This window comes from Fictibacillus fluitans (genome assembly GCF_030418125.1).
Taxonomy (GTDB): Bacteria; Bacillota; Bacilli; order Bacillales; family Fictibacillaceae; genus Fictibacillus_C; species Fictibacillus_C fluitans.
The window spans coordinates 323,877-346,857 of the sequence record NZ_JAUHTR010000001.1 but is presented as its reverse complement, the minus strand read 5'-3'; the positions used below and the strand labels follow the sequence as shown (position 1 = coordinate 346,857).

The window sequence follows — 22,981 nt, the reverse complement described above, 5'->3', positions numbered from 1 at the left end:
TTTTTCTTGTAACTTTACTTTTGACCTACGCTCAGACTGTGCTAAAATAACCATGAAAACGTTTAATACAGAAGTTCAACATATACCTTCGCTTTAATGCAAAAGAGAGAAATTTACCGAGATTTGTAAAAAATCGTTTTGTTGTTGATCATTCAGGGGATGTAATTCAATGAATTAGGTTTGCTTTTGCGTTTAAAAACAGGCATTTTGAGAACTTCTTGTCGTTCTCCTATTTAAGATGTTAAAATTTGCAATTAAAATGCAGCAGGGGGTATCAACCGATGAGTACAAACCGTCCAAGCCAGGATTCTCCTTGGCAGGGATTCTACGGACCGAACCTTGGTTATGTCATTGAGCTGTTTGAGCAGTATTCTGCTGATCCCGGTTCAGTTGACGAGGAACTAAGAAAACAGTTTGAAGAGTGGGGTCCGCCACCATCTTCTGATGAAGCAAATCAAGAAACTGCCGACATTCAACAGGCTCCAAGCGGAACTTCCATCAGCAAAATCGTGGCAGCTTCAAAACTCGCTGAAAATATCCGTATTTACGGACATTTGGCAGCTGAAATTCATCCCCTTGAAGAAGTGTCTAAAGACATTAAACTACTTAATCCATCCAATTATGGACTGAGTGAGGCGGACTTGAAAACGATTCCAGCCTCTTTAATCTGGGCGGAAGCACCAAGAGATGTTCAAAATGGCCTTGAAGCCATCCTGCGTTTGAAGGAAATCTATACTAAGTCCATGGCATACGAATTCAGCCATGTACATGTAGAGGAAGAACAAACCTGGTTAAATAATATGGTGGAATCAGGATACATTTATCCTGAAATGACTAACGAAGAAAAGATTGAATTATTGCAGCGCCTGACTGAAGTGGAAGGCTTTGAGAAGTTTTTGCACAAAACATTTGTAGGACAAAAACGTTTCTCCATTGAGGGACTGGACATTCTTGTACCTATGCTTGATGAAATGATTCATCAAAGCGTGAAGGGCGGCACCAGCAATGTCATGATCGGCATGGCTCACCGCGGACGCCTGAATGTGCTTGCCCATACATTAGGGAAGCCGTACGAGAAGATCTTTGCAGAATTTCATCATTCGCCGAATAAAGAGCTTATCCCTTCTGAAGGTTCCAGAGGCATTAACTTTGGCTGGACCGGAGATGTGAAATATCACCTGGGTGCTGACCGTTCCATCGAGGAATCCAGCGCAGCAGCCACGCTAACACTGGCAAATAACCCATCCCATCTTGAATTTGTTAATCCGGTTGTTTGCGGTTACACAAGAGCAGCTCAGGAAGTCCGTACAGAGCCGGGCTATCCAAAACAGGATGTCAATAAATCATTTGCTATTTCCATTCATGGAGATGCAGCTTTTCCTGGTGAGGGAATCGTTGCTGAAACCCTTAACCTCAGCAGGCTGAGAGGGTACCAAACAGGCGGTTCGGTTCATATCATCGCCAACAATATGATTGGATTTACAACAGAGAGTGCTGACTCACGTTCTACGAAATATTCGAGTGACCTTGCAAAAGGATATGAAATCCCGATTGTTCACGTGAACGCTGACGATCCAATTGCTTGTATGGCAGCTGTGGCACTCGCTTATCAATATCGTATGAAGTTCCAAAAAGACTTCCTGATTGACTTAATTGGTTACAGACGTTTTGGCCACAACGAAATGGATGATCCAGCTGTTACCCAGCCTGGGAAATATGCCAAAGTAAACAGCCATCCAACCGTCCGTGCCCTGTTCGCCAAGCAATTAGAAGCAGAAGGCGTTATTCCTGAAGGCAAAGGCGACGAGATGGATAATGAAGTCCAGCAGCAGCTTCAGGCAGAATATGAAAAGGTTAAAGGCGTGTCAAAAGACGGAGAAGTAAAAGACATAGAGGTTCCTGAGTCCATCGTTAAAGGGATTCCTGCTGTTGATACCGCCGTTCCTTTGGATCAGCTGAAAGAGATCAATAAGGCGCTTCTTGAGCGGCCGGAAGGATTTACTGTTTATCCGAAACTCGAAAGAATTCTGGCAAGAAGGGTAAATGCACTGGATGAAGGCAACAAGGTCGATTGGGCTTTGGCTGAAACCCTTGCGTTTGCTTCCATTCTGAGCGACGGTACACCAATCCGGATTACCGGACAGGATTCAGAGCGCGGAACATTTGCACAGCGTCATCTTGTATTGCATGACAGCAAAGACGGAAAGCTGTTTTCACCGCTTCACCATATCCCGCAGGTAAAAGCATCTTTCGGCATTCATAACAGTCCGCTTTCAGAAGCATCCGTTGTTGGTTTTGAGTACGGATACAACGTGTTTGCTCCGGAAACGCTTGTACTTTGGGAAGCACAGTATGGCGATTTTGCCAACGCGGCGCAAGTTTTATTCGACCAGTTTGTATCTGCAGGAAGAGCTAAATGGGGTCAAAAGTCAGGACTTGTACTTCTTCTGCCTCATGGTTATGAAGGACAAGGACCAGAACACTCCAGCGGCCGTATTGAACGTTTCCTTCAATTGGCTGCAGAAAACAACTGGACAGTAGCAAACCTTTCAAGTGCTGCACAGTATTTCCACATCCTTCGCCGACAAGCGGCCATTCTTGGTAAAGAAGAGGTTCGTCCGCTTGTCATTATGACACCGAAGAGCCTGCTCAGAAACCCAAGAACTTCTTCTAATGGAGAGCTTCTTGGCAACGGCAAGTTCAATCCTGTTATTGAACAAGAGGGACTTGGAAAGAATGCGGATAAGGTAAAACGCATTGTGCTGGCAACGGGTAAAGTGGCTATTGACCTTGCTGCAGAAGCAGATGGTAAAACCGAAGAACTGGATCACCTGCATGTATTGCGAGTTGAGCAGCTGTATCCGTTCCCGAAAAATGATATCAAAGCTATTTTTGAACGCTACCCTCATCTTGAGGAAGTCGCATGGGTACAGGAAGAGCCGAAAAACATGGGATCATGGGCCTACATTGAATCCAAATTGCGTGCCCTTACACCGGCTGGCGGCACTGTTAAGTATATTGGACGTCCCGACCGGTCCAGTCCTTCAGGCGGAGATCCTGAAATCCATAAAAAAGAACAAGAACGTATTGTAACAGTCGCTTTGCGAGCTGAGCAAGCAAAATCGGTAACTCAAGAGGGAGGCAATGAACGTGATTGAAATTAAAGTACCAGAATTAGCAGAATCCATCTCAGAAGGCACAATCGCACAATGGCTAAAAAATGTTGGTGACAATGTTAAGAAAGGCGATAATATCGTCGAGCTTGAAACCGACAAAGTTAATATTGAAATCAGCGCTGACTATGATGGTATTATCCAGGAAGTTCTTCGTGAAGAAGGCGATACCGTTGAAGTGGGAGACGTTATTGCTGTATTGAAAGAAAATGGCGAAGCCGGCGGAGAAGCAACTCCAGCGGCAGAAGCACCTGCAAGCAAAGCGGAAGAAAAACAGCCTGCAGTTGAACCAATTGGAACAGCACAGGAAAAGCAGCCGCAGGAAGTCCAGCAGACTGAAGAGCGCAAAGAAACAGACCGTCCTTTGGCATCTCCGGCAGCACGCAAGCTTGCCCGTGAGCTCGGCATTGACCTTTCCAAGGTTGAAGCCCGTGACCCGCTCGGACGTGTACGCCCTGAAGATGTAAAAGCAGCTTCTGAAAAAGCGGCTCAGCCTGAACAAAAAGCATCGAAGGCACCTGAGAAAAAGCCGGCAAGTGCTCCAAAAACTGCGGATGTTCCAGGAAAACCGGTAGAACGGGTAAAGCTTTCCCGCCGCCGTCAAACCATTGCCAAGCGTCTTGTTGAGGTACAGCAAACGGCTGCAATGCTGACCACGTTCAACGAAGTCGACATGACAGCGATCAACGACATCCGCAAACGCAGAAAAGATGCTTTCCTTCAGCAAAACGACGTAAAGCTTGGCTTCATGTCATTCTTTACTAAAGCCGTTGTCGGCGCATTGAAGCAGTTCCCGCTTCTTAACGCTGAAATTCAGGGAGATGAAGTTCTTCTTAAAAAGTTTTATGACATCGGAATTGCAGTTGGAGCTGAAGAAGGTCTTGTCGTTCCTGTAGTACGTGATGCTGACAAGCTTTCATTTGCAGGTATCGAAAAAGAAATCCTCTCTCTTGGTAAAAAAGCCAGAGACAATAAATTGACGCTTTCCGAACTTCAAGGCGGAACGTTCACAATTACAAACGGCGGAATCTTTGGTTCCTTAATGTCCACTCCGATTTTGAATGCCCCGCAAGTTGGTATTCTTGGAATGCACGGCATTAAATTACGCCCTGTAGCTATTGATGCAGAGCGAATGGAGAACCGTCCGATGATGTATATTGCCCTTTCTTATGATCACCGTATCGTGGATGGACGTGAGGCAGTAAGCTTCCTTGCAAAAGTTAAAGAAATGCTGGAAGATCCTGAATCACTATTGCTTCAAGGCTGATTTTAATTTGGCCGGGGAAAATATTTCCCCGGCTTTTTTGTTTGCAAATATATAGGCAAAAGTTTGTTCCCGCATTACAATAAAGACGGAGAAAATAAAAAACAAAGGGGCTGTTTCAATGGGTATGCCGATGGAATTGAATACGATGATTGTGACAAAGAATAAAGAAATCCGGTTGAAATCCTCAAATCTTTACACGCTGACAAAAGAAGGGTACCGCCTGTACCCGTTGGATATTCCGCTCGAAATCCGTAAAACAAAAGAAACAAAGCCGGTGGCGATTGCGAAAATAAATGAAATGACCTGGAAGAACGGCCAGACCGAGCTAACTTACGAATTGCTCGACTTGAATACAGTAAATTAATCCAAACAAAATCGAAAGATGTCGAATGGAAGTACGATAAAATCTCCCTTTTAGCGAAATGATATGTATAGAGCTCAATCTACAGTAAAAAAGGGGAGCACACATGCATGATATTGGACGAACTGCTAAAAGAAATAACCATCACAGACCGTGTAAATCATCTTCCTTCCATTTCGATCAACGCCATCCATTTTAATTCAAAAAAAATCGGTCCCGGTGACCTGTTTGTAGCAATCAAGGGGTTTGCCGCGGACGGTCACCGGTATATCCAGCAGGCGATTGATAAAGGTGCTGTGGCTGTTATCGGTGAACAGCCTCCAGCCGACCTGGATATTCCTTACTATCAGACGCCGGATTCAAGAAAAGCACTGGCTCATCTCGCAAGCCAGTATTTTGGCCACCCTTATCAAAATCATGTAATGATCGGAATTACAGGAACAAACGGTAAAACCACTACTGCTTATTTGTTAAAGCACATGATCGAAAAAGCAGGAAAAACATGCTCTTTGATTGGGACCGTTCATAACATTGTGAACAACGAAAAGATTGTATCAAAAAATACAACACCTGATCCTCTTGAATTGCAGGCCCTCCTTGCCGAAAGCCGGGATGAAGTTGTGATTATGGAAGTATCTTCACATGGCATTGAGCAGCAGCGAGTGGAAGGAATATTGTTCGATTATGCGCTGTTTACCAACCTCGGCCATGACCATCTGGACTATCATGAAAGTCTTGAAGAATATTTCAATGTGAAATCCAAGCTTTTCAAACAAATGAAGAACAATGGAGCAGCTGTCATTGCTTCACATAACGAATGGGGAAGAAAGCTCATACAACAGGTTGAAGCATCCGGTCATGATGTTTCGTCGTTTGGAACCAATAATCATGATGACCTAAAACTGGTCAATGTTTGTACTGAATACTTTCCCGTGATTAAAATGAAGCATGAGTTGAATGAATACATCTTTCAATTGCCGCTGCCCGGACTTCATAATGTATGGAATACAATCGGTGCACTGCTGACCATTTCGAAAATGAAGCTTCCGCTTGAGACAGTGATTGCTTCATTGGATAAGTTCCCTGGTGTACCCGGCCGGTTTGAAACATACAGCCATTCTTTTGGAGCTACATTTATCGTGGATTATGCACACACGAAAGATGCGATTGAGTATTGCTATCAGACCGCCAAACGGGAGAACGCAGAGCGGATCATTCATATTTTAGGATTTAGAGGCAACAGGGATGTAACAAAACGACGTGAAATTGTTGATCTTTGCTCCTCTGAATGCGATCACCTGATCCTTACCTTTGATGATTTGAATGAAGTCCCGGCGGAAGAAATGATTGGTGAACTGGAACGGTTGAAAGAAGATAATGCGAAGGATAATGTGATCATTATTACTGATCGTACAAAAGCAATAGAACACGCCTGGAAAGAAGCGAAGGACGGCGATTGGGTTTTTGTTACAGGGAAGGGGCAGGAAACCTACAAGCAAAGATTCCAGCTTCCAACCTCCAACGACAAAGAAACCATCCAATTTCTGCAGCAGGAACAACTGGTGCTTCCAAATTAGAACGCCTTTAAGGGGCGTTCTCTAAAAGTAAAAACGCCTCTTTTGAGAGGCGTTTTTTTACTGGTATTTGCGCTGTAGTTGCTCAATTTTTCGGATCAGCGATTTTCCGGCAGCAGGTTCATACTGTTGATAAAGAGGCTGGAGTTTTTCTGTCCACTTCTGTTTCTCTCCCGCACTCAGCGTATGAATCTGAATATCGGATTCCTTTTTGATCGAGTTCAGCTGTTTTTTATTCATGGAGATATAATGCTTTTGATTCCACACTACCGTTTCTTTGATGGCGTCCTGGATGATTGTTTGCACATCTCTAGGCAGGGAGTTCCAGTACTTGTGGTTGATCAGTATGGCATATCCAAGGAATCCATGGTTGCTGATTGTCATGTGATTTTGCACCCTGTAATATTTTTTGGAATAGATATTGGAAATTGTATTTTCCTCTCCATCCACTTCCCCGGATTCCAAGCCTTTGTACGTTTCATTAAAATCCATTGGTACGCTTTGGCTGCCAAGAAGATCGAATTGTTTTTCCAGAACTGAGCTCGACATAATTCTGAATTTACGTCCTTTAAAATCATCAGTAGAGATGATGGCGTGGTTTTTGTTGGTAATCTGCTTTAACCCGTTCACCCAGAATCCCAGCCCTTTAATGTTATGGCTGCTGAGTGAGGACAGCAGTGTTTTTCCAATGGTTCCGTCCAGCCCTTCATTAATGGCATCTTCGGTAGGGAATGCAAACGGAAGATCAAGGGCCTGCCATTTGGGAGAGATGCTCCCGAGCTTTGATGTCGCGGGAGCAATCATTTGGACGTCCCCGTCCTGCAGGGCCTGGAGTTCTTCTTTGTCCGAGTAAAGGCTGCCGTTTGGAAATACCTCCACCTTGACTTTATGGTTCGATTTTTGGTCCACCAGCTCGGCAAATTTTCGGGCAGCCAGCCCTTTCGGCGTATTTTCTGCAACCACATGACTGAATTTAATAACGATCTGTTCTTTAATGCCTTCCTGGTCATCATCGGAAACCAGCTTTCGCTCAGAAAAATCAAAGTGAAAACCAATATAAAATGAAAGCAAAAGTCCTGTGACAAGAAATAAGGCAATTCCTATAAACGTTTTCATGCTTTTCTATTCTCCGCGTCCTTTAGTTTTCCATAAGGCTTTTATTTCCTCTTTACAGTCTAGCATATCTTAAAAACCATGATACAATGTTCTGTAGAATTTACGGAAGGAAGACGGTCATGAATGTTCTGAAATTGCCCATCCGGTGGAAGATTATTTTTCTCTCTTTTGGAATCGTTCTCTTCTCCCTTTTGATTGGCGGGATTATTATTACCGGAAAAATTGTTGATATGAGAGAAGATGAGCTGGGAAAGAGGGGAATGATCACCGCCAGAACGGTGGCACAGTTGCCGGATGTACAAAAACAAATTCAAAGAAAGAATGGCGCGGCAGTGATCAATCCTATAGTCGAAAACATCCGCGTGATCAATAACACCGATTATATTGTTGTTTTAAACATGGATGGCATCCGCTACTCACATCCGGTTCAACGATTAATTGGCACGGAGTCTTCAGGTGCGGACGAAGGTCCTGCTTTTGCGGATCACACCTATCTTTCAAAAGCGAAAGGAGACCTTGGAATCGCGGTCCGGGCTTTTATGCCGATAAAGAATGAAAAGCTTGAACAGGTTGGTGTGGTCATTGTCGGGAGCATTCTGCCAGGTTATCTGGAAATACTCCAGGGATTGAAAACACAGATTGCACTCATTATGTTTCTGACGCTTCTTTTTGGCCTTTTAGGTTCATGGATGCTTGCACGGCACATTAAACAGCAGATGTTCGAACTTGAACCCCATCAGATTGTGCGCATGTATGAAGAAAGCACTGCTGCATTTCATGCCATGCATGAGGGTGTAATTGCCATAGATATGAATGAAACGATTACTATTTTTAATGAAAGGGCAAAAGAGATTTTCAATGTGAGGGGCCATCTTCTTGGAAGGCCGATACGGAGCGTTATTCCGGATACCCGTTTGCCCGAGATTATTGAATACGGAAAAGCCGTGTTTAATCAGGAAATTAATGTGAGCGGTAACATTATTATGAGTAACAGGATCCCCATTAAAGTGGAAAAATCCGTAATTGGAGCGGTTGCCATTTTCCAGGACCGGACAGAAGTGGCGAAAATGGCGGAAGAGCTGACGGGGGTAAAGGCGTTTGTGGAAGCTCTGCGCATTCAAAATCATGAACATTTGAATAAACTGCATACGATAGCCGGACTTATTCAGCTGAACAAAAAAAATCAAGCCCTGCAATATGTCTTTGATATTACGAAACAGCAGGAAAACTTAACCCGGCTGGTTACAAAGAACATTCGGAACGACAGCATTGCCGGTTTGCTGTTAAGCAAAGTCAGCAGAGGAAAAGAACTGCAAATAGAGGTTAATATTGACAGTCAAAGCCATCTGGAGTATCTTCCTTCCCATCTGAATGAGCATGATTTCGTTATTATTCTGGGAAATTTAATTGAAAACTCATTTTATGCCCTGAATGAAACCGACTCTTTTTCTAAAAGAATCGACGTCAGTATCGAACAGGATCATGAAATATGTGCGCTGCTTGTTGAAGATAACGGACCTGGAATTTCTGAAGATCTTCTTCCTTCTATCTTTGAAAAAGGAATCACCACCAAGGGAGACAAGGGACTCGGGCTCGGGCTTTATCTCATAAAAGATATCGTGAGCAAGGGGAAAGGAGAAATCTCGCTATCATCCTTCCCGGGCGGCGGAACCAGCTTTTATATCACATTTCCTATGAAATAAAGGAGAAATGCAATGAGAAACAATAATATAAACGTACTGTTAATAGAAGATGATCCTATGGTTTTGGAAATCAACCGGGCATTTATTGAAAAGGTTCCCGGCTTTAAAGTGGCTGGAATGGCCGCAAATGGAGCGGAGGGAATAAAACAGATCAATAAATTGCAGCCCGATCTTGTCGTCCTTGATATTTATATGCCTAAGCACGACGGAATACATACCATCCATGAGATTCGAAAACAGCAGTCTAGAGTAGATGTCATCGTGATTTCCGCTGCAAATGACAGGCAGACTATACAAACGATGCTGCAGCAGGGCGCGGTAGATTATATTATCAAGCCGTTCAAATTCGAGAGAATCCAGCAGGCACTGGAACGGTACAAGCAATACCGGCTGCAGCTTTATATGCAGGGGGATATGTCCCAAAAAGAGGTGGATGCACTTCTGTCAGTGGGAGCGGTGCCGGACCGCAAACAAGAGGACATACCAAAAGGGCTGAGCCAAAACACACTCATGCAGATCATCGGATTTTTAAAAGACCAATCGGGAGGGAGATCATCCGAAGAAGTAGCTGAAGGAGTCGGTATTGCCAGGGTAACCGCCAGAAGGTATCTTGAGTATCTGGAGAAGACCGGTGAAATTAAGCTCGATGTACAATATGGAGGAGTGGGCAGGCCGATTAACCGTTACTTGATGAAAAACCGGGAGAATTAGCGAGGAAGACCAAAAAGACCAAAAAGGACAATATCACCTAAATATTCACTAAATTTTCAGAAAGCGTTATCATCGTTTTATCGGTGATAACGCTTTCAGTTTTTCATAAGGAGGAAAACCATGAAACCATTGTTTAAAAACCTGACCTTTCAAGTCGTAATTGCGATTATTCTTGGTATTACAGTAGGGCTGATCTGGCCGGATGCGGGCAAGCAAATGAAACCGCTCGGTGATACATTTATCAATGCCGTTAAAATGGTCATTGCCCCGATTATTTTTCTTACCATTGTTTTAGGGATTGCAAAAATGGGAGACATGAAGAAGGTAGGGAAAGTCGGAGGAAAAGCTTTTATCTATTTTGAAGTAGTAACAACCTTTGCCCTGGTGATCGGCCTCATTGTTGTTAACCTTATTAAGCCTGGAGCTGGACTGGACTTTGATAAGCTGCAAAAAGGGGATGTTTCGCAGTTCACATCCGAAGGGGGAGAAGGCGGCATCAACTGGCTCGACTTCTTCACCCATATCGTTCCGAGCAATATGGTTGATGCGTTTGCGAAAGGTGATATCCTGCAGGTTCTGTTCTTTTCCATTCTGTTTGGGGTGGGGCTGACAGCCTTGAGAGACAAAGGAAAACCTGTTATTGATTTCTTTGATAAGCTGCTTACGGTTTTCTTTAATGTAGTAGGCTACATTATGAAAGCGGCACCTATTGGCGCATTTGGCGCGATGGCATTTACAATCGGCAACTTCGGACTTGCTTCTCTTTTGCCGCTAGGAAAATTGATGATTTCAGTATATACCACCATGTTCTTATTCGTAGTAGTTGTATTGAATATCATTTGTAAGATGTATGGCTTTAGTTTATGGAAATACCTGAGATACATTAAAGATGAAATTCTGATTGTTCTTGGAACAAGTTCATCGGAATCTGTACTTCCGCGCATGATGAACAAAATGGAAAAGTTCGGCTGCTCTAAATCAGTAGTAGGACTTGTCATTCCAACGGGTTATTCGTTTAACCTGGATGGAACCTCCATCTACCTTTCCATGGCTGTTGTTTTTCTGGCTCAAGTTTTCAATGTAGATTTAAGTCTGACACAGCAATTAACCATCATTGCCGTGCTTATGCTTACATCCAAAGGAGCTGCTGCTGTAACAGGAGGAGGATTTATAGTCCTGGCGTCAACCCTTTCCGCCATGCAGGTCATTCCTGTTGAAGGGCTGGCATTGCTTCTTGGAGTTGACCGCTTTATGAGTGAAGCCCGTGCGATTGTAAACTTGATCGGTAATGGGATTGCTACAATCGTGGTTTCCAAAAGCGAGAATGAATTCGATGAGAAACAGAGCGAACAAGCGGTACTTGATCTCGAAATGGCAAGTAAAACTGCATAATAAAAAAGCGCCCTCAGGCGCTTTTTTCTATCTCCGTTGATTTTCCTCATCTTTTAAGCGGTTTTGTTCGTCTGCCAGACGATTTTTATTTGCTGAATAAGTTTGTTTTCCCTGAGATTAAAACCGTTTAAATCATGTTAAAAAGGGTACAGTAATTTTATTGACAGGGAGGGATGGACATGCCAGAAAACAATAACGAAACAAACAATGAGTCTGTCGAACAAAAAGAAAAAGAAACGAGACATCAGGATATTGATCCTCAACGTGACCCTGATAAATCTGAAAAAAGAAAAGAAGATAAAAATCCTGATGATTTCGAATAGAAAGGCCTGATTTACCTCGGGCTTTTCTTTTTGTTTGCATCCCTTTAAAAAAAGAACATATTCCTTTAAAATAATAAGCAAGCAGATAAGGAGGCAGAAAAATGATTCATCAAACTTGGAATAACAAGGAAACCGTTAAAAAGGTAAAATGTGTACATACGAACGCTGCAAAGTATATGGTAAATCGTGTGCTTACAGAAGGCAAAACCTATGAAGTGAAAAATGAAACCGAGGAATTCTATTTTGTATTGGACAATTCAGGCAAGATTGGCGGGTTTTATAAAGATTACTTTCAAGAGGTGCAATGAGCGGAGTGCTCATTGCTTTTTTCATTGCCAGTAAAATTTTCATTGAAGGGAGAAAAGGATGGATTCTTTGATTTATGCTTTTTTTACAATAGGATACGTGGCTTTGCTTTTGATCGGGTTTTACCGGGCCAACCAAACCGGATTATTTACGCTTGGCAATCTGCTCGTTTTTGTAACGTTGGGACTTGTGTATGACAATGGAGTGATTGCCATTGGAAAATGGATAGGGAGCGGCTCTTTTCTTGAAAAATTAAGTTATTACCGCTTTATTTTCCATGCACTTTTCACACCAATGCTTGTTATGTTTTCTTACTATGTCATAAGGGAATCCGGGGTAAGGTGGGCGAAAACCAAAAATGCCAAGCGTTCCTTTCTTGTATTCACCTTCGTGCTGATCGTACTGGAATTTGTGACGGAAACCAAGGATGTTAAATTGAAAGTGGAAGAAAAATTTGGCGCACTTCGGTACGTGAATGCCGAATCGGGCGGTCCGCCGCTTATGGTGCTGATTACCATAATTCCATTGCTGGCAGCCGGTTTTTATATTTTAAAACGGCAGCATTGGATCTGGATGCTCGCCGGAGCGGTGATTATGACGGCAGGCAGCGCCATACCACTTAATTTGAACAGCACAGCTGTAACCAATGCCTTTGAGCTTATTCTGCTCATTAGTCTTTGGGCGACCAAATTTTATCTGGACCAGAGACAAAGAGGTGTTGAAGTATAACAAAAGGAAGCCTTCATGGCTTCCTTTTTTAATGGATTGGCTGTGTGCGATGTTTTGCCATTACTGCTTTGATGGCAAAATAGGATGTTTCCTCACCAAGTTCATCTTTTAATGGCTTTAATTTTTCAGACCCCAGCTTTTCAATCGCATTCAGTATTTTTTCTTCCTGTCCATCGGGGATAATCCGGCTCCAGTCGAAGGACATATCTTCTTCCGCACATCGCAGCAGATGGTTTTCTACCGTCTGTTCAGAAAGGTTTCTGATTTGCGCAATGCGGTCAATGGTGTGATTTTCATTGAAAAGGGCATAGGATTCGAGATGACTGTTTTTTTGATTTGTTTCAGCCCTTTTCTCGGTAACTGCTTTCTCTGCTGCCTGTCCTTTTAACGCTTCAAGAAAGAGGGCACCATAGCGTTCAAATTTGACCTGGCCGACCCCTTTGATCGTCAGCATTTCCTCTTCCGTCTGAGGAATTTTTTCACTCATTTCTTTCAATGCACTGTCAGCAAATACAACATATGGAGGGACGTTTTCCTGATCTGCCAGTTCCTTTCGCAAAGCTCTGAGGTGTTCAAACAGTTCATTGTTTTGTGCAACCCTGACAACCATCTTCCGCTTTTCCTTCCGGTACACCTTTTCTTCTCCCTTGAGAACATGTATGGCCTGCTGGGTAAGCATTAACACTGGATACTGACTGTCGGATAATTGAAGCAATCCTTCAGCGGTTAGATAGTCAATCAGCTGCATGATTTCTTTTTGGGAAACATCCTTCATCAGTCCATAGGTGGACAGGGAGGTGAGTCCAAGCTCCTGCAGCCGTTTAGTCCGGGAACCGTTGAGTACCTGGGCAACAGCGGTTTTCCCAAACCGTTCATTCATCCGCTTGACGCAGGAAAAAACCATCTGCGCCTGCGTAGTGATCTCCTTTTGATCACGCTCGTCTGTACAGTTGCCGCATTTGCCGCAATTCGCGGCGGGTTCATCCCCGAAATATTCCACGATAAACCGCTGGAGGCATTGTTCGGTATGGCAATAGTCTGTCATCAACTGAAGCTTTTTGTATTCGCTGCCTTTTCTCGTTTCATCCTGTGTGCTTTGTTCAATCAGAAACTTTTGGAGCTGTACATCCCGGGGTGAGAAGAACAGCAGACATTCGCTTGGTTCGCCATCCCTTCCCGCACGTCCGGCTTCCTGATAATAGGCTTCGAGATTGCGTGGCAGGTTGTAATGAATGACAAACCGGACATTGGTTTTGTTAATTCCCATTCCGAATGCATTGGTTGCCACCATGATTGAAGTATCATCGTAGATAAACTGGTTTTGGGATTCAGCACGTTCCTCTTCAGACAGTCCTGCATGATATTTTGACGTTCGATACCCTTGTTTAATCAGCAGTCCGTGAAGCTGATCCACCTCATTTCGTGTAGCGGCGTAAATGATACCCGGGCTGGATTGATTTTTTTCAATGTATTTTAATAGAAAGTCGCGTTTCACTTCATCCTTGATAATAGAAAAGGTAAGGTTTTCCCTTCCAAAGCCGGTCACTACTGTTTCTTCAATATTCAGCTGTGAGCAGATATCTTCTGTCACTTCCTTAGTTGCCGTAGCTGTCAGGGCAACGATGACAGGGCGGGGATACAGACTTCCGAGCATATCTTTAATTCGAAGATAGCTTGGACGAAAGTCATGTCCCCATTGTGAGATACAGTGGGCTTCATCAATGGCAATCATCGAAACACGGATCTGGCCGATTAATCTTCTGAAACTGTGGGCTTCAAGCCGCTCAGGGGCAACATAAATCAGCTGATATGCGCCTTTTTGAGCATTCTGCAAACGCTCCTGAATTTCCATATCCGATAATGAACTATTAATATATGTAGAGGGTATTCCTGCGTTTTCCAGGGAATCCACCTGGTCCTTCATAAGGGAAATCAGAGGTGAAATAACGAGCGTAACGCCTTCGAGCAGCATGGCCGGCACTTGGTAGCAGAGTGATTTTCCGCCTCCTGTCGGCATGATGCCAAGCGTGTTCTTTCCTTTAAAAATGCTTTTAATTACCGCTTCCTGTCCAGGACGAAAGGAAGGATAGCCGAAATGACGTTCTAATATTTGCTGTGCAAGATTAAGCATAAAATCTCCTTTCCAAAAAAGAGAGAGTAAAACGGCTGCCTTTGAAAGCAGACAATGATTAATTATACTACAATCGGCTAAAACCTGCAGAAATTCACAAAGAAGTTTCATGCATTTTTCGACGTGAAATGAAGTAAAATGGTGGGAACGGGGGAAACATGTAGAAATTTGTAACATAACTGTAACCTTACTAAAATAGTTTTGTTAAGAAATTTTTATAAGATAGATTTATTGGTATTGCAAGAAAATTTTAGGGGGAAAGCACGAGTTGAAAAAATTACTTATGGGGTTAGGAATTGCAGGCATATTAGCTGCAAATCCAATTGTTGGAGAAGCTGCACTCGGAGATCACACGTTGAAATACGGTATGACACATTCTGAAGTAAGAGATTTACAGCAAACTTTAAAAACAAAAGGCTATTTTTCCTACAGCGGAACACCGACTACCTATTTTGGAACCTACACGCAAAGCGCTGTCATGAGTTTTCAAAAAGCAAAGGGTCTTTCGGCTGATGGAATTGCCGGACCTGCAACATTCAAGGCATTGGGCGTAACGAATTCATACAATGCCTCACATATTGTTTCAACAGCAAAACAATACATAGGTGTACCTTACGTATGGGGCGGTACATCACCATCCGGTTTTGACTGCAGTGGCTATGTTGATTATGTGTTTAACAAATCAGCAGGAATTACACTTCCAAGAACAACCGCAGACATGTACAAGCAGGGCACAAAAGTTACGACCCTGCAGGCAGGAGATCTTGTTTTCTTTACAACCTATACCACAGGTGCTTCACATGTCGGCATTTATGTTGGAAGCAATCAGTTTATTTCTGCAACTTCCTCCAATGGTGTTGCGATTGTTTCCATGGACAACAGTTATTGGAAGGCACGCTATTTGGGAGCAAAGCGAATCTAATCAGGAAAACCGTGGAACTCATTATGAGTTCCACGGTTTTTTTATTTTCCCGATAATTGGGTATATGAGTAAAAGTAAGGCAATGATGACATGAAAAAAGAAAAACAGGGAAAAATAGGTAAGACAGGAGGGAATGAACAATATGACAAACAGTAAACTGCCGCATTTTTCCGAATCCTATTGGAGAGATTCCTTTACAGTGAAGGAATATGAACAATTGAGAGCTGACGACGAAGCGGATGTCGTTGTTATTGGAGGCGGAATTAGCGGAATTACCACCGCTTATCTATTAAGCAAAGAGGGACAAAATGTTATCCTGCTTGAAGGAGGAAAGCTGTTAAATGGGACGACAGGCCATACAACAGCAAAAGTCACGAGCCAGCATGGTGTCATTTATAATGAATTGATTCAGCACTTTGGTGAGGAAGTGACAAGGCAATATTATGAAGCCAATAATGAAGCACTGAATTTTGTTAAATCAACCATTCAGGAACATGGAATTGACTGTGACTTTTCCGAACAGGATGCCATTATTTATGCAGAATCCGAGCAGTACCTGGAACAGGTGAAAAAAGAATATGATGCTTATCAAAGACTTGGGATCGATTGTGAATATCTGGATTCCATTCCATTGAATATTCCGGTTCTTGGCGCCGTTTCCATGAAAAAGCAGGGCCAGTTTCATCCGGTAAAATATTTGGCAGCACTGGCCGATGAATTTGTAAAAAGCGGGGGTAGAATATTTGAAGGAACCACTGCATCTGACATCGAAACCGGACCACAGCCGGTTGTCGTTACAAGAGAAGGGCATAAGGTTCGTTGCCACCATGCAGTTGTTGCTTCCCACTTCCCATTTTATGACGGAGCAGGATTTTACTTTGCGAGAATGCATCCCGAACGCTCCTACTCCATTGGTGTGAAAACCGCAATGGAGTATCCGGGAGGAATGTACTTAAGCGCAGACAGTCCGACCCGGTCAATCAGATACACTGAAAGTAACGGTGAAAAGTTACTTATTGTCGGCGGTGAAAGCCATAAGACCGGACAGGATGATAATACTGAAAAACACTATGAGGCGCTTCGCAAATTCAGCGAAGACGTGCTGGCAGCCACTGATATACCGTACCGCTGGTCTGCTCAGGATTTGGTAACGCTGGATAAAATCCCTTACATCGGGCCCATTACCTCTGTCCATAGCAATATACTGGTTGCCACAGGCTACAGAAAATGGGGGATGACCAACGGAATTTTCGCAGGAATGCTGGTGAGAGATTTAATTTTGGACCGGGAAAATCCGTACCGGGAAGTCTTTACTCCCCAGAGATTTAAAGCGGATCCAGGCTTGAAAACGCTTGTTGTTGAAAATGCTGACGTTGCCAAACATTTGGTAGAAGGAAAATTGGAGATGCCTGACCGTACGCCGGCAGAGCTTGGACCGGATGAAGGTGCTCCAGTTACCTATAATGGAAAAAGAGCGGGTGCCTATAAGGATGAGCGCGGCCAGCTTTATGTGGTGGATACCACCTGCACTCATTTGGGCTGTGAAGTGGCCTGGAACAACGCCGAACGGACGTGGGATTGTCCTTGTCATGGTTCAAGGTTTTCCTATGAAGGAGAAGTTGTGGAAGGGCCGGCTGTTGATCCGCTGACAAAATTGAATGACGAATAATGCAAAAAGGCTTTCAGTATTTGCTTACTGAAGCCTTTTTTTGTTGGACCTGCAGGCATTAATGAACTTATCCAGCAATGCTGTATGTGGCAGGAAACTATTCAGTTCTTCTGGATGCCATTGGACACCGAGGATAAATTGACCTTTCTCCATTGATTCGATGGCTTCAATCACACCATCGGAGGCATAAGCCACAGGGCGGAGTCTGGAGGGAGCCTTTTTAACCGCCTGATGGTGAAAACTGTTAACCTTTAACTCGGTCTTTCTCTCTGTAAGATCATACAGCAGGGAATTTTCCTCAACAGTAATCGAATGAGTGGGCATACTTCGGGCCGCCTCTTGATGGTGTTTGATCGGATTTGTGATCTCGATGTCCACATGCTGTATCATCGTGCCGCCAAGTGCGATGTTGATAATGCCCATTCCCCGGCAGATGCCTAAAATGGGCTTGTTCTTATCTAATGCTGCTTTCAGCACACCGATTTCACATTCGTCCTGCAGTGGATTTACTTTTCCAAGGAGAGGTATTGGATCTTCACCAAAAAAGGATGGATCGATGTCATCACCTCCAGGAAGCAGGAGACCGTCACAAAGATCCAGGGTTCTCCGGGCTGCTTCAACGTCTACGGTCGGTATTAGTAAAGGCAAGCCTCCTGCTTGAATCATGGCTTTGCTGTAGGCCGTATTTAATATTGAACTCAGGTTGTCCTGATGCATGGTCGAAGAAACTGTAATCCCGATCACCGGGAGATTTCCGTTCATAATTTATCTTCCCTTCCTGATTGCCGGTGTCTACCAGTATGCCCAATTGCAAGGGAACGTTTGCAAACAAACTCAAAGGGTATACATATATCGGTAAATTATCTAAAAATTCAAAAATCAGGGAGGTTACACATGAAACGGAAATTTGCAATTTTTTTAATCATGATGCTCAGTTTTTTTGTTGCATTTCAACCCGGTGCAGGATTAGCGAAGGCTTCACAGACCCAAGGTAAAAACGACAATTATTCACAAGTTGCCTATGGACAGGACGGCATGGTAGCCAGCGCTACCCCGCTCGCTTCAAAAATTGGCGCGGACGTGCTGAGAAGTGGCGGCAATGCGGTTGACGCAGCCGTTGCTGTCCAGTTTGCCCTTAACGTCACAGAGCCGATGATGTCGGGGATTGGTGGAGGTGGCTTCATGATGGTCTATGATGCCCGGACCAAAAAAACATCAATCATTGACAGCCGGGAACGTGCTCCTGCAGGCGCTAAACCTGATATGTTTCTTGGTGCGGATGAAAAACCAATTCCTTTTGAAAAAAGAGTCACTCAGGGGACCGCGGTTGGTGTTCCGGGAACGTTGGCCGGACTGCAAAAAGCACTGGATAAATGGGGCACAAAGCCGATGAGCCTGCTTATCAACCCCGCAATTGGCCTGGCACAGCATGGTTTTCCGGTTGATTCAGTTCTTGCAAGATCAATTGAGGAAAGCAAAGATAAGCTATCAATGTCGGATGCCAAAAAGGTGTTCCTTCCCCATGGAAAGGCATTGAAAGAAGGAGATAAGCTCGTTCAAAAGGATTTGGCCAGAACCTTCCGCCTGATCCGCAAGGACGGCCCTGATGTGCTTTACAGCGGCGAAGCCGGACGTGCGCTTGCGCGTGCCGTGCAGGAAAGAGGAGGAACTATCAAGCAGGCAGATCTTAAAAACTATCACGTGACCGTCGATCAGCCGGTATGGGGAGATTATAAAGGATACCGGGTAGCCAGCATGCCGCCGCCGAGTTCAGGCGGGGTTTTCCTCTTGCAGATGCTGAAGGTGCTCGACAGCTACCATTTATCACAGTATGACGTCAAGTCGTGGCAAAAGTATCACCTTCTTGCGGAAGCAATGCACCTTTCATATGCGGACCGTGCGGCATATGCAGGAGACCCGGAATTTGTAAAGGTGCCAGTTAAAGGGCTGCTGCATCCGGAATATATTAAAGAGCGCCAGGCTCTCATGGGACTGGATCACATGAATAAAACAGTTAAAGCCGGAAACCCGTGGAAATATGAAAATGACACACCAAATTATAAGGTTGTTAACCAAAACGACAACAAAAAAACAGGACAGACCACTCATTTTACAGTAGCTGACCGGTGGGGAAATGTTGTATCGTATACAACGACCATCGAGCAGGTATTCGGAACAGGGATCATGGTTCCGGGCTATGGATTTATGCTTAATAATGAGCTGACTGACTTTGATGCGGTTCCTGGGGGAGCCAATGAGGTCCAACCCGATAAGCGGCCGCTCAGCAGCATGACGCCAACCATCATCTTCAAAAATGATAAGCCTTATCTGACAGTTGGCTCACCGGGCGGGCCAACCATTATCACTTCAGTATTACAAACCATTCTCCACTCTCTTGAGTATGATATGGAATTGAAAGCTGCTGTGGAAGAACCGAGGATCTATACGAATAATGTAAACAACTATCAATACGAAAAAGGAATTCCAGCCGACATCATTTCCGCATTGAAAAATAAAGGGCATGCTTTCGGACAGCCCGGTGATGAAATAGGAAATGTTCAAAGTATCTTTATCGACAGCAAAGAGGGATATTTTAAAGGAGTGGCCGATTCCAGCCGGAATGGGGCGGCTATTGGTGTTACGTTGAATAACCGAAAATAATAAAGAAGACGCATGGAAAGCCCATGCGTCTTCTTTATATATTTATAATGCCGATTCATATTCTCGCAAATCTTCCACTTCCGCTACTTTAAAACCGCTATGTTCCAGTTTGTGGACGAGCTGTTTTATTTGGTCTTCCGTAACGGAACGGTTAAGGGTGATGATAATTCTTCGCACAAACTGTTTTCCCGCATCCTGGGTAAACACTCCTTCAATATTGTATTCTTCCCCGATGGAGGAAAACAACTTTTTAAGGGAGCCCTTTCCTTCGGTTGTGGAAACAGTCAGCGAATATCCGCCTTTTTTTATGCCATACGAGTCTTCAAGAATATCCATCACTTTTGAGTGGGTGACAATTCCCTGAAACTCTCCGTTTTGGTTAAGGACGGCAAGAAAAGGAAGGCGTCTGATGGTAAAAAGAACTTTAAAGAAGGGAGTATTTTCATAGACAAAGGCACTTTCATCTTTCAGCAGCATACTCACAGGATCAGAGAGCGGTCCGTTACCTTCAATTATATAATCGGACGTGGCTTCTTTGTAGATCAAGCCCCTGAATGTCTGGTGAGTTTCATCAAGAACCGGGATGCACCTGTATCCCGATTCAATCAGCTGTTTTCGGCTGTCAGCAATAGAGGTATCTGCGGTGACATAAGTTACTTTGGCTTTTGGCACATAATTGGACTTGATTTTTATTTTCATCTCCCCCTCGAATTCATTTTGGCATCACTGCTTTTACTACTTTCGTCATGTGCCGCCCGATCCCCTTTTTCAACACAGGAAAAGTGCAATTTTAGACATGATTCATCTCTTTTAGTCCAAAGTCCTGTGTGAATATTCCTCTTTTTTATCCTGAATTGTCGAATATTTCCTTCTTTTGGCGCAAGGAGTCAAACATTCTAACCAGAAATAGGTAAAGGTAATTCAATGATGATCAAGGAGGATTTGTAATGAAAAAAACACCAAACAAAGCCTTAAAAGCATCAACTGCAGCACTGATTGCAGCCGGTTTATTTACGGGGTCGGCAGCAGCTGCGGCACAAGGGCAGCATTCCCCGCCTTCCCAGATTCCAGGAGCCTACCATTCAGCCAGCAAAGCGTTCAGTGTGCCTAAAGTACCGTTTCAAGGTATGGCTAAAAAGGGAAACGGCCAGGATGTAATGGGACCATCGAAGCCGAGCTACAAAATGAATGTTTTTTACGACAGTAAAAAACACCAGATCTCGGGAAAAATGACGGTCAAGTTTAAAAACAACCTGAAAAAGAATCTGAATGAACTTTATTTTAATGTCTGGGCGAATGCCGAAGATTTTGCGGGCAATGGCGGTGGCGCAGATGTTAGCAATGTGAAAGTTAACGGTAAACGGGCTGTTTACAATGTGGACGGAACGGCGTTACATATTCCTTCGGTGAAAATCAAAAAAGGAAGCTCTGCTTCTGTAAGTATGAATTTCACTGTGTCTGTACCTCACCAGCAGGACCGGTTCGGCTGGTTTAAAAATACTGTTTCTCTTGGCAACTGGTTTCCTATTCTGGCTGTCTATGACAAAGAAGGATGGAATGTCGATCCTTATTTCAATGCAGGTGAATCGTTCTATTCCTTAACCGGCGACTATGATGTAACGCTGACAACAGATAAAAAACAAGTAATCGCAGCAACAGGGGAAGAAATCGGCAAACCCCAAAAAGCAGGAAATATGGCCGTTCACAGGTACAAAGCACATGATGTAAGAGATTTTGCGATGGAGATGGACCCTACCTATAAAGTGAAAAAAGGAATGGTCAACAATGTTAAAATTAATGTTTACTATACCGCAGAACAAGCCGCTTATGCTGACTCTATGCTTGCTTCCGGCCTGAAAAGCATCGATCTTTTCAGTGACCACTTTGGAACCTATCCATGGCCAGAGCTTGATATTGTCGGTATGGAAGGATGGTTCGGGGGAATGGAATACCCTCAGCTGGTTATGATCAGTATTGCGGGTGCCCGCTCCCAGGAATGGGTTCAATCCGTGACTGCGCATGAAATCGGCCATCAGTGGTTTTATGGCATTATCGGCGACAACGAATACGATGAGCCGTGGCTAGACGAATCTTTTGCAACTTTTGCAGCAGCTCTGCATGATAATAAACTAAACCAGTTGACGACTCCTCCAGTAGCGAACAAGGAGTTCCATCTTTCTTCACCTGTCTCCGCCTTTACTGCCTATGGGGATGAAGGTGTGGATGCCTATTACCAGATGATCTATGGTTATGGTTCACGCACCTTGAATGATCTGCGGGTGAAACTGGGTGACAAAGTGTTCTATTCAGCTATGAAAGCCTATTTCAAAGAAAAGAAGTTTGGCGTAACCACAACAAAAGATTTTATCCGCATTATGGAAAGAGAGAGCGGCAAGGATCTCGGTGCCTTCTTCCAGGATCACCGGGTATTTGTTTCAGATCAGGAATAATTTAAGCGCTTGATATGCCGGCTCTGTTCTAGATGGAGCCGGTTTTTTTTTGAACTGGTAATGGGACAGGCGAGGGAACGAGCAGAAAAAGAGTTAAATGGTGTATAAAAGGAAGGGGAAGGGAAATATGGAAGAAAACGTGTTAACGAAAGGAAGAAAATATGCTAAAAATTGTAATGGTCCTTATCATCCTGTTCCTGCCGGTTTTTATGTACGCACTTAAAGAGAAGTTCGCTCCCATGGCAACTGTTTTTACATGCCTTGCCTACTTTAGTTTTTTGGCTTTTTCAATCATTGCTTCTCTTACGGTGTATGACATAATCGTAACTCACCGTGTGTTCATGACAACTGTCCATCGAATCTTTTTAAACCCGGTCTTTATCACTTCAGCCTCTTATCTGGGCTTGCATCTTCTTTATCTGTTATTTTCCGCCATAATCAAACAAAGAAGCACTCCTTTTTGAAGAATTAGGTAAAAACAGGGTATTCAACT

The 22,981-nt window shown here is 43.8% G+C and carries 19 protein-coding genes; 15 read left to right on the top strand and 4 right to left on the bottom strand.

Going from position 1 to position 22,981, the window contains the following annotated elements; genetic code table 11:
• Positions 1 to 281 precede the first annotated feature (281 nt).
• The 4 genes from QYB97_RS01585 (at position 282) to QYB97_RS01570 (ending at position 6,378) form a co-directional block, all read left to right on the top strand.
• Positions 282 to 3,158 (top strand): 2-oxoglutarate dehydrogenase E1 component, encoded by a 2,877-nt coding sequence (locus QYB97_RS01585; protein WP_301164206.1) that lies wholly within the window; start codon positions 282 to 284, stop codon positions 3,156 to 3,158.
• Positions 3,151 to 4,440: a 2-oxoglutarate dehydrogenase complex dihydrolipoyllysine-residue succinyltransferase gene (gene odhB / locus QYB97_RS01580; RefSeq protein WP_301164205.1), complete on the top strand. Its 1,290-nt coding sequence runs from the start codon at positions 3,151 to 3,153 to the stop codon at positions 4,438 to 4,440. The genes QYB97_RS01585 and odhB overlap by 8 nt, the downstream gene beginning before the upstream one ends.
• Positions 4,441 to 4,558: 118 nt before the next feature.
• Positions 4,559 to 4,804, top strand: a complete 246-nt coding sequence (locus tag QYB97_RS01575) for a DUF2584 domain-containing protein (RefSeq protein ID WP_283895119.1) — start codon at positions 4,559 to 4,561, stop codon at positions 4,802 to 4,804.
• A 107-nt stretch (positions 4,805 to 4,911) separates the two neighbouring features.
• Positions 4,912 to 6,378, top strand: coding sequence for a UDP-N-acetylmuramoyl-L-alanyl-D-glutamate--2,6-diaminopimelate ligase (locus QYB97_RS01570; RefSeq protein ID WP_301164204.1), 1,467 nt, complete (start codon positions 4,912 to 4,914; stop codon positions 6,376 to 6,378).
• A 57-nt stretch (positions 6,379 to 6,435) separates the two neighbouring features.
• Here the strand turns inward: QYB97_RS01570 and QYB97_RS01565 are convergent, their stop codons facing one another.
• Positions 6,436 to 7,491 (bottom strand): TRAP transporter substrate-binding protein, encoded by a 1,056-nt coding sequence (locus QYB97_RS01565; protein ID WP_301164203.1) that lies wholly within the window; start codon positions 7,489 to 7,491, stop codon positions 6,436 to 6,438.
• Positions 7,492 to 7,610: 119 nt separating this feature from the next.
• Between QYB97_RS01565 and QYB97_RS01560 the strand changes: the two genes are divergently transcribed.
• The 6 genes from QYB97_RS01560 to QYB97_RS01535 all read left to right on the top strand — a co-directional run bounded on the left by QYB97_RS01560 (position 7,611) and on the right by QYB97_RS01535 (position 12,655).
• The gene (locus tag QYB97_RS01560; protein WP_301164202.1) at positions 7,611 to 9,194 is read left to right on the top strand and encodes an ATP-binding protein; all 1,584 of its coding nucleotides are present in this window, start codon (positions 7,611 to 7,613) and stop codon (positions 9,192 to 9,194) included.
• A 12-nt stretch (positions 9,195 to 9,206) separates the two neighbouring features.
• On the top strand, positions 9,207 to 9,905 hold the full coding sequence (locus QYB97_RS01555; RefSeq protein ID WP_301164201.1) for a response regulator: 699 nt from the start codon (positions 9,207 to 9,209) through the stop codon (positions 9,903 to 9,905).
• A 120-nt stretch (positions 9,906 to 10,025) separates the two neighbouring features.
• On the top strand, positions 10,026 to 11,297 hold the full coding sequence (gene dctP, locus QYB97_RS01550) for a C4-dicarboxylate transporter DctP (protein WP_301164200.1): 1,272 nt from the start codon (positions 10,026 to 10,028) through the stop codon (positions 11,295 to 11,297).
• Positions 11,298 to 11,476: 179 nt separating this feature from the next.
• Positions 11,477 to 11,620 (top strand): 3-methyladenine DNA glycosylase, encoded by a 144-nt coding sequence (locus QYB97_RS01545; RefSeq protein ID WP_301164199.1) that lies wholly within the window; start codon positions 11,477 to 11,479, stop codon positions 11,618 to 11,620.
• 101 nt (positions 11,621 to 11,721) lie between these two features.
• Entirely contained in the window at positions 11,722 to 11,928 is a 207-nt protein-coding gene (locus QYB97_RS01540; protein WP_301164198.1) for a DUF6501 family protein, read from the top strand.
• A gap of 58 nt (positions 11,929 to 11,986) precedes the next feature.
• Positions 11,987 to 12,655 (top strand): hypothetical protein, encoded by a 669-nt coding sequence (locus QYB97_RS01535; protein ID WP_301164197.1) that lies wholly within the window; start codon positions 11,987 to 11,989, stop codon positions 12,653 to 12,655.
• 28 nt (positions 12,656 to 12,683) lie between these two features.
• Here QYB97_RS01535 and recQ read toward each other — a convergent pair whose 3' ends face one another.
• Complete coding sequence (recQ, locus tag QYB97_RS01530; RefSeq protein ID WP_301164196.1) at positions 12,684 to 14,786, bottom strand: DNA helicase RecQ; 2,103 nt, start codon at positions 14,784 to 14,786, stop codon at positions 12,684 to 12,686.
• Positions 14,787 to 15,054: 268 nt separating this feature from the next.
• On the opposite strand from recQ, the gene QYB97_RS01525 reads away from it, so the two are divergent.
• Together QYB97_RS01525 and QYB97_RS01520 are read left to right on the top strand one after the other, a co-directional pair.
• Entirely contained in the window at positions 15,055 to 15,708 is a 654-nt protein-coding gene (locus tag QYB97_RS01525) for a C40 family peptidase (RefSeq protein ID WP_301164195.1), read from the top strand.
• 142 nt (positions 15,709 to 15,850) lie between these two features.
• The gene (locus QYB97_RS01520) at positions 15,851 to 17,377 is read left to right on the top strand and encodes an FAD-dependent oxidoreductase (RefSeq protein WP_301164194.1); all 1,527 of its coding nucleotides are present in this window, start codon (positions 15,851 to 15,853) and stop codon (positions 17,375 to 17,377) included.
• Positions 17,378 to 17,401: 24 nt separating this feature from the next.
• Here QYB97_RS01520 and QYB97_RS01515 read toward each other — a convergent pair whose 3' ends face one another.
• Positions 17,402 to 18,139 (bottom strand): gamma-glutamyl-gamma-aminobutyrate hydrolase family protein, encoded by a 738-nt coding sequence (locus QYB97_RS01515; RefSeq protein WP_301164193.1) that lies wholly within the window; start codon positions 18,137 to 18,139, stop codon positions 17,402 to 17,404.
• Between the two features lie 132 nt (positions 18,140 to 18,271).
• On the opposite strand from QYB97_RS01515, the gene ggt reads away from it, so the two are divergent.
• Entirely contained in the window at positions 18,272 to 20,038 is a 1,767-nt protein-coding gene (ggt, locus tag QYB97_RS01510) for a gamma-glutamyltransferase (RefSeq protein WP_301164192.1), read from the top strand.
• 42 nt (positions 20,039 to 20,080) lie between these two features.
• Here ggt and cbpA read toward each other — a convergent pair whose 3' ends face one another.
• Positions 20,081 to 20,737, bottom strand: coding sequence for a cyclic di-AMP binding protein CbpA (gene cbpA / locus QYB97_RS01505; RefSeq protein ID WP_301164191.1), 657 nt, complete (start codon positions 20,735 to 20,737; stop codon positions 20,081 to 20,083).
• A 248-nt stretch (positions 20,738 to 20,985) separates the two neighbouring features.
• Here cbpA and QYB97_RS01500 point away from each other — a divergent pair, with 248 nt between their 5' ends.
• Together QYB97_RS01500 and QYB97_RS01495 are read left to right on the top strand one after the other, a co-directional pair.
• Entirely contained in the window at positions 20,986 to 22,488 is a 1,503-nt protein-coding gene (locus QYB97_RS01500) for a M1 family metallopeptidase (protein ID WP_301164190.1), read from the top strand.
• A gap of 161 nt (positions 22,489 to 22,649) precedes the next feature.
• Positions 22,650 to 22,952, top strand: a complete 303-nt coding sequence (locus tag QYB97_RS01495; RefSeq protein WP_301164189.1) for a transposase — start codon at positions 22,650 to 22,652, stop codon at positions 22,950 to 22,952.
• Positions 22,953 to 22,981: the final 29 nt, after the last annotated feature.

Bases quoted from the DNA above. Each gene is read 5' to 3' on its own strand.
- QYB97_RS01565 (WP_301164203.1), bottom strand. From the start codon at position 7,491: ATGAAAACGTTTATAGGAATTGCCTTATTTCTTGTCACAGGACTTTTG.
- recQ (WP_301164196.1), bottom strand. From the start codon at position 14,786: ATGCTTAATCTTGCACAGCAAATATTAGAACGTCATTTCGGCTATCCT.
- QYB97_RS01540 (WP_301164198.1), top strand. From the start codon at position 11,722: ATGATTCATCAAACTTGGAATAACAAGGAAACCGTTAAAAAGGTAAAA.
- QYB97_RS01520 (WP_301164194.1), top strand. From the start codon at position 15,851: ATGACAAACAGTAAACTGCCGCATTTTTCCGAATCCTATTGGAGAGAT.
- QYB97_RS01545 (WP_301164199.1), top strand. From the start codon at position 11,477: ATGCCAGAAAACAATAACGAAACAAACAATGAGTCTGTCGAACAAAAA.
- QYB97_RS01570 (WP_301164204.1), top strand. From the start codon at position 4,912: ATGATATTGGACGAACTGCTAAAAGAAATAACCATCACAGACCGTGTA.
- dctP (WP_301164200.1), top strand. From the start codon at position 10,026: ATGAAACCATTGTTTAAAAACCTGACCTTTCAAGTCGTAATTGCGATT.
- QYB97_RS01560 (WP_301164202.1), top strand. From the start codon at position 7,611: ATGAATGTTCTGAAATTGCCCATCCGGTGGAAGATTATTTTTCTCTCT.
- QYB97_RS01555 (WP_301164201.1), top strand. From the start codon at position 9,207: ATGAGAAACAATAATATAAACGTACTGTTAATAGAAGATGATCCTATG.
- QYB97_RS01500 (WP_301164190.1), top strand. From the start codon at position 20,986: ATGAAAAAAACACCAAACAAAGCCTTAAAAGCATCAACTGCAGCACTG.
- QYB97_RS01575 (WP_283895119.1), top strand. From the start codon at position 4,559: ATGGGTATGCCGATGGAATTGAATACGATGATTGTGACAAAGAATAAA.
- QYB97_RS01535 (WP_301164197.1), top strand. From the start codon at position 11,987: ATGGATTCTTTGATTTATGCTTTTTTTACAATAGGATACGTGGCTTTG.
- QYB97_RS01495 (WP_301164189.1), top strand. From the start codon at position 22,650: ATGCTAAAAATTGTAATGGTCCTTATCATCCTGTTCCTGCCGGTTTTT.
- QYB97_RS01585 (WP_301164206.1), top strand. From the start codon at position 282: ATGAGTACAAACCGTCCAAGCCAGGATTCTCCTTGGCAGGGATTCTAC.
- QYB97_RS01515 (WP_301164193.1), bottom strand. From the start codon at position 18,139: ATGAACGGAAATCTCCCGGTGATCGGGATTACAGTTTCTTCGACCATG.
- ggt (WP_301164192.1), top strand. From the start codon at position 18,272: ATGAAACGGAAATTTGCAATTTTTTTAATCATGATGCTCAGTTTTTTT.
- cbpA (WP_301164191.1), bottom strand. From the start codon at position 20,737: ATGAAAATAAAAATCAAGTCCAATTATGTGCCAAAAGCCAAAGTAACT.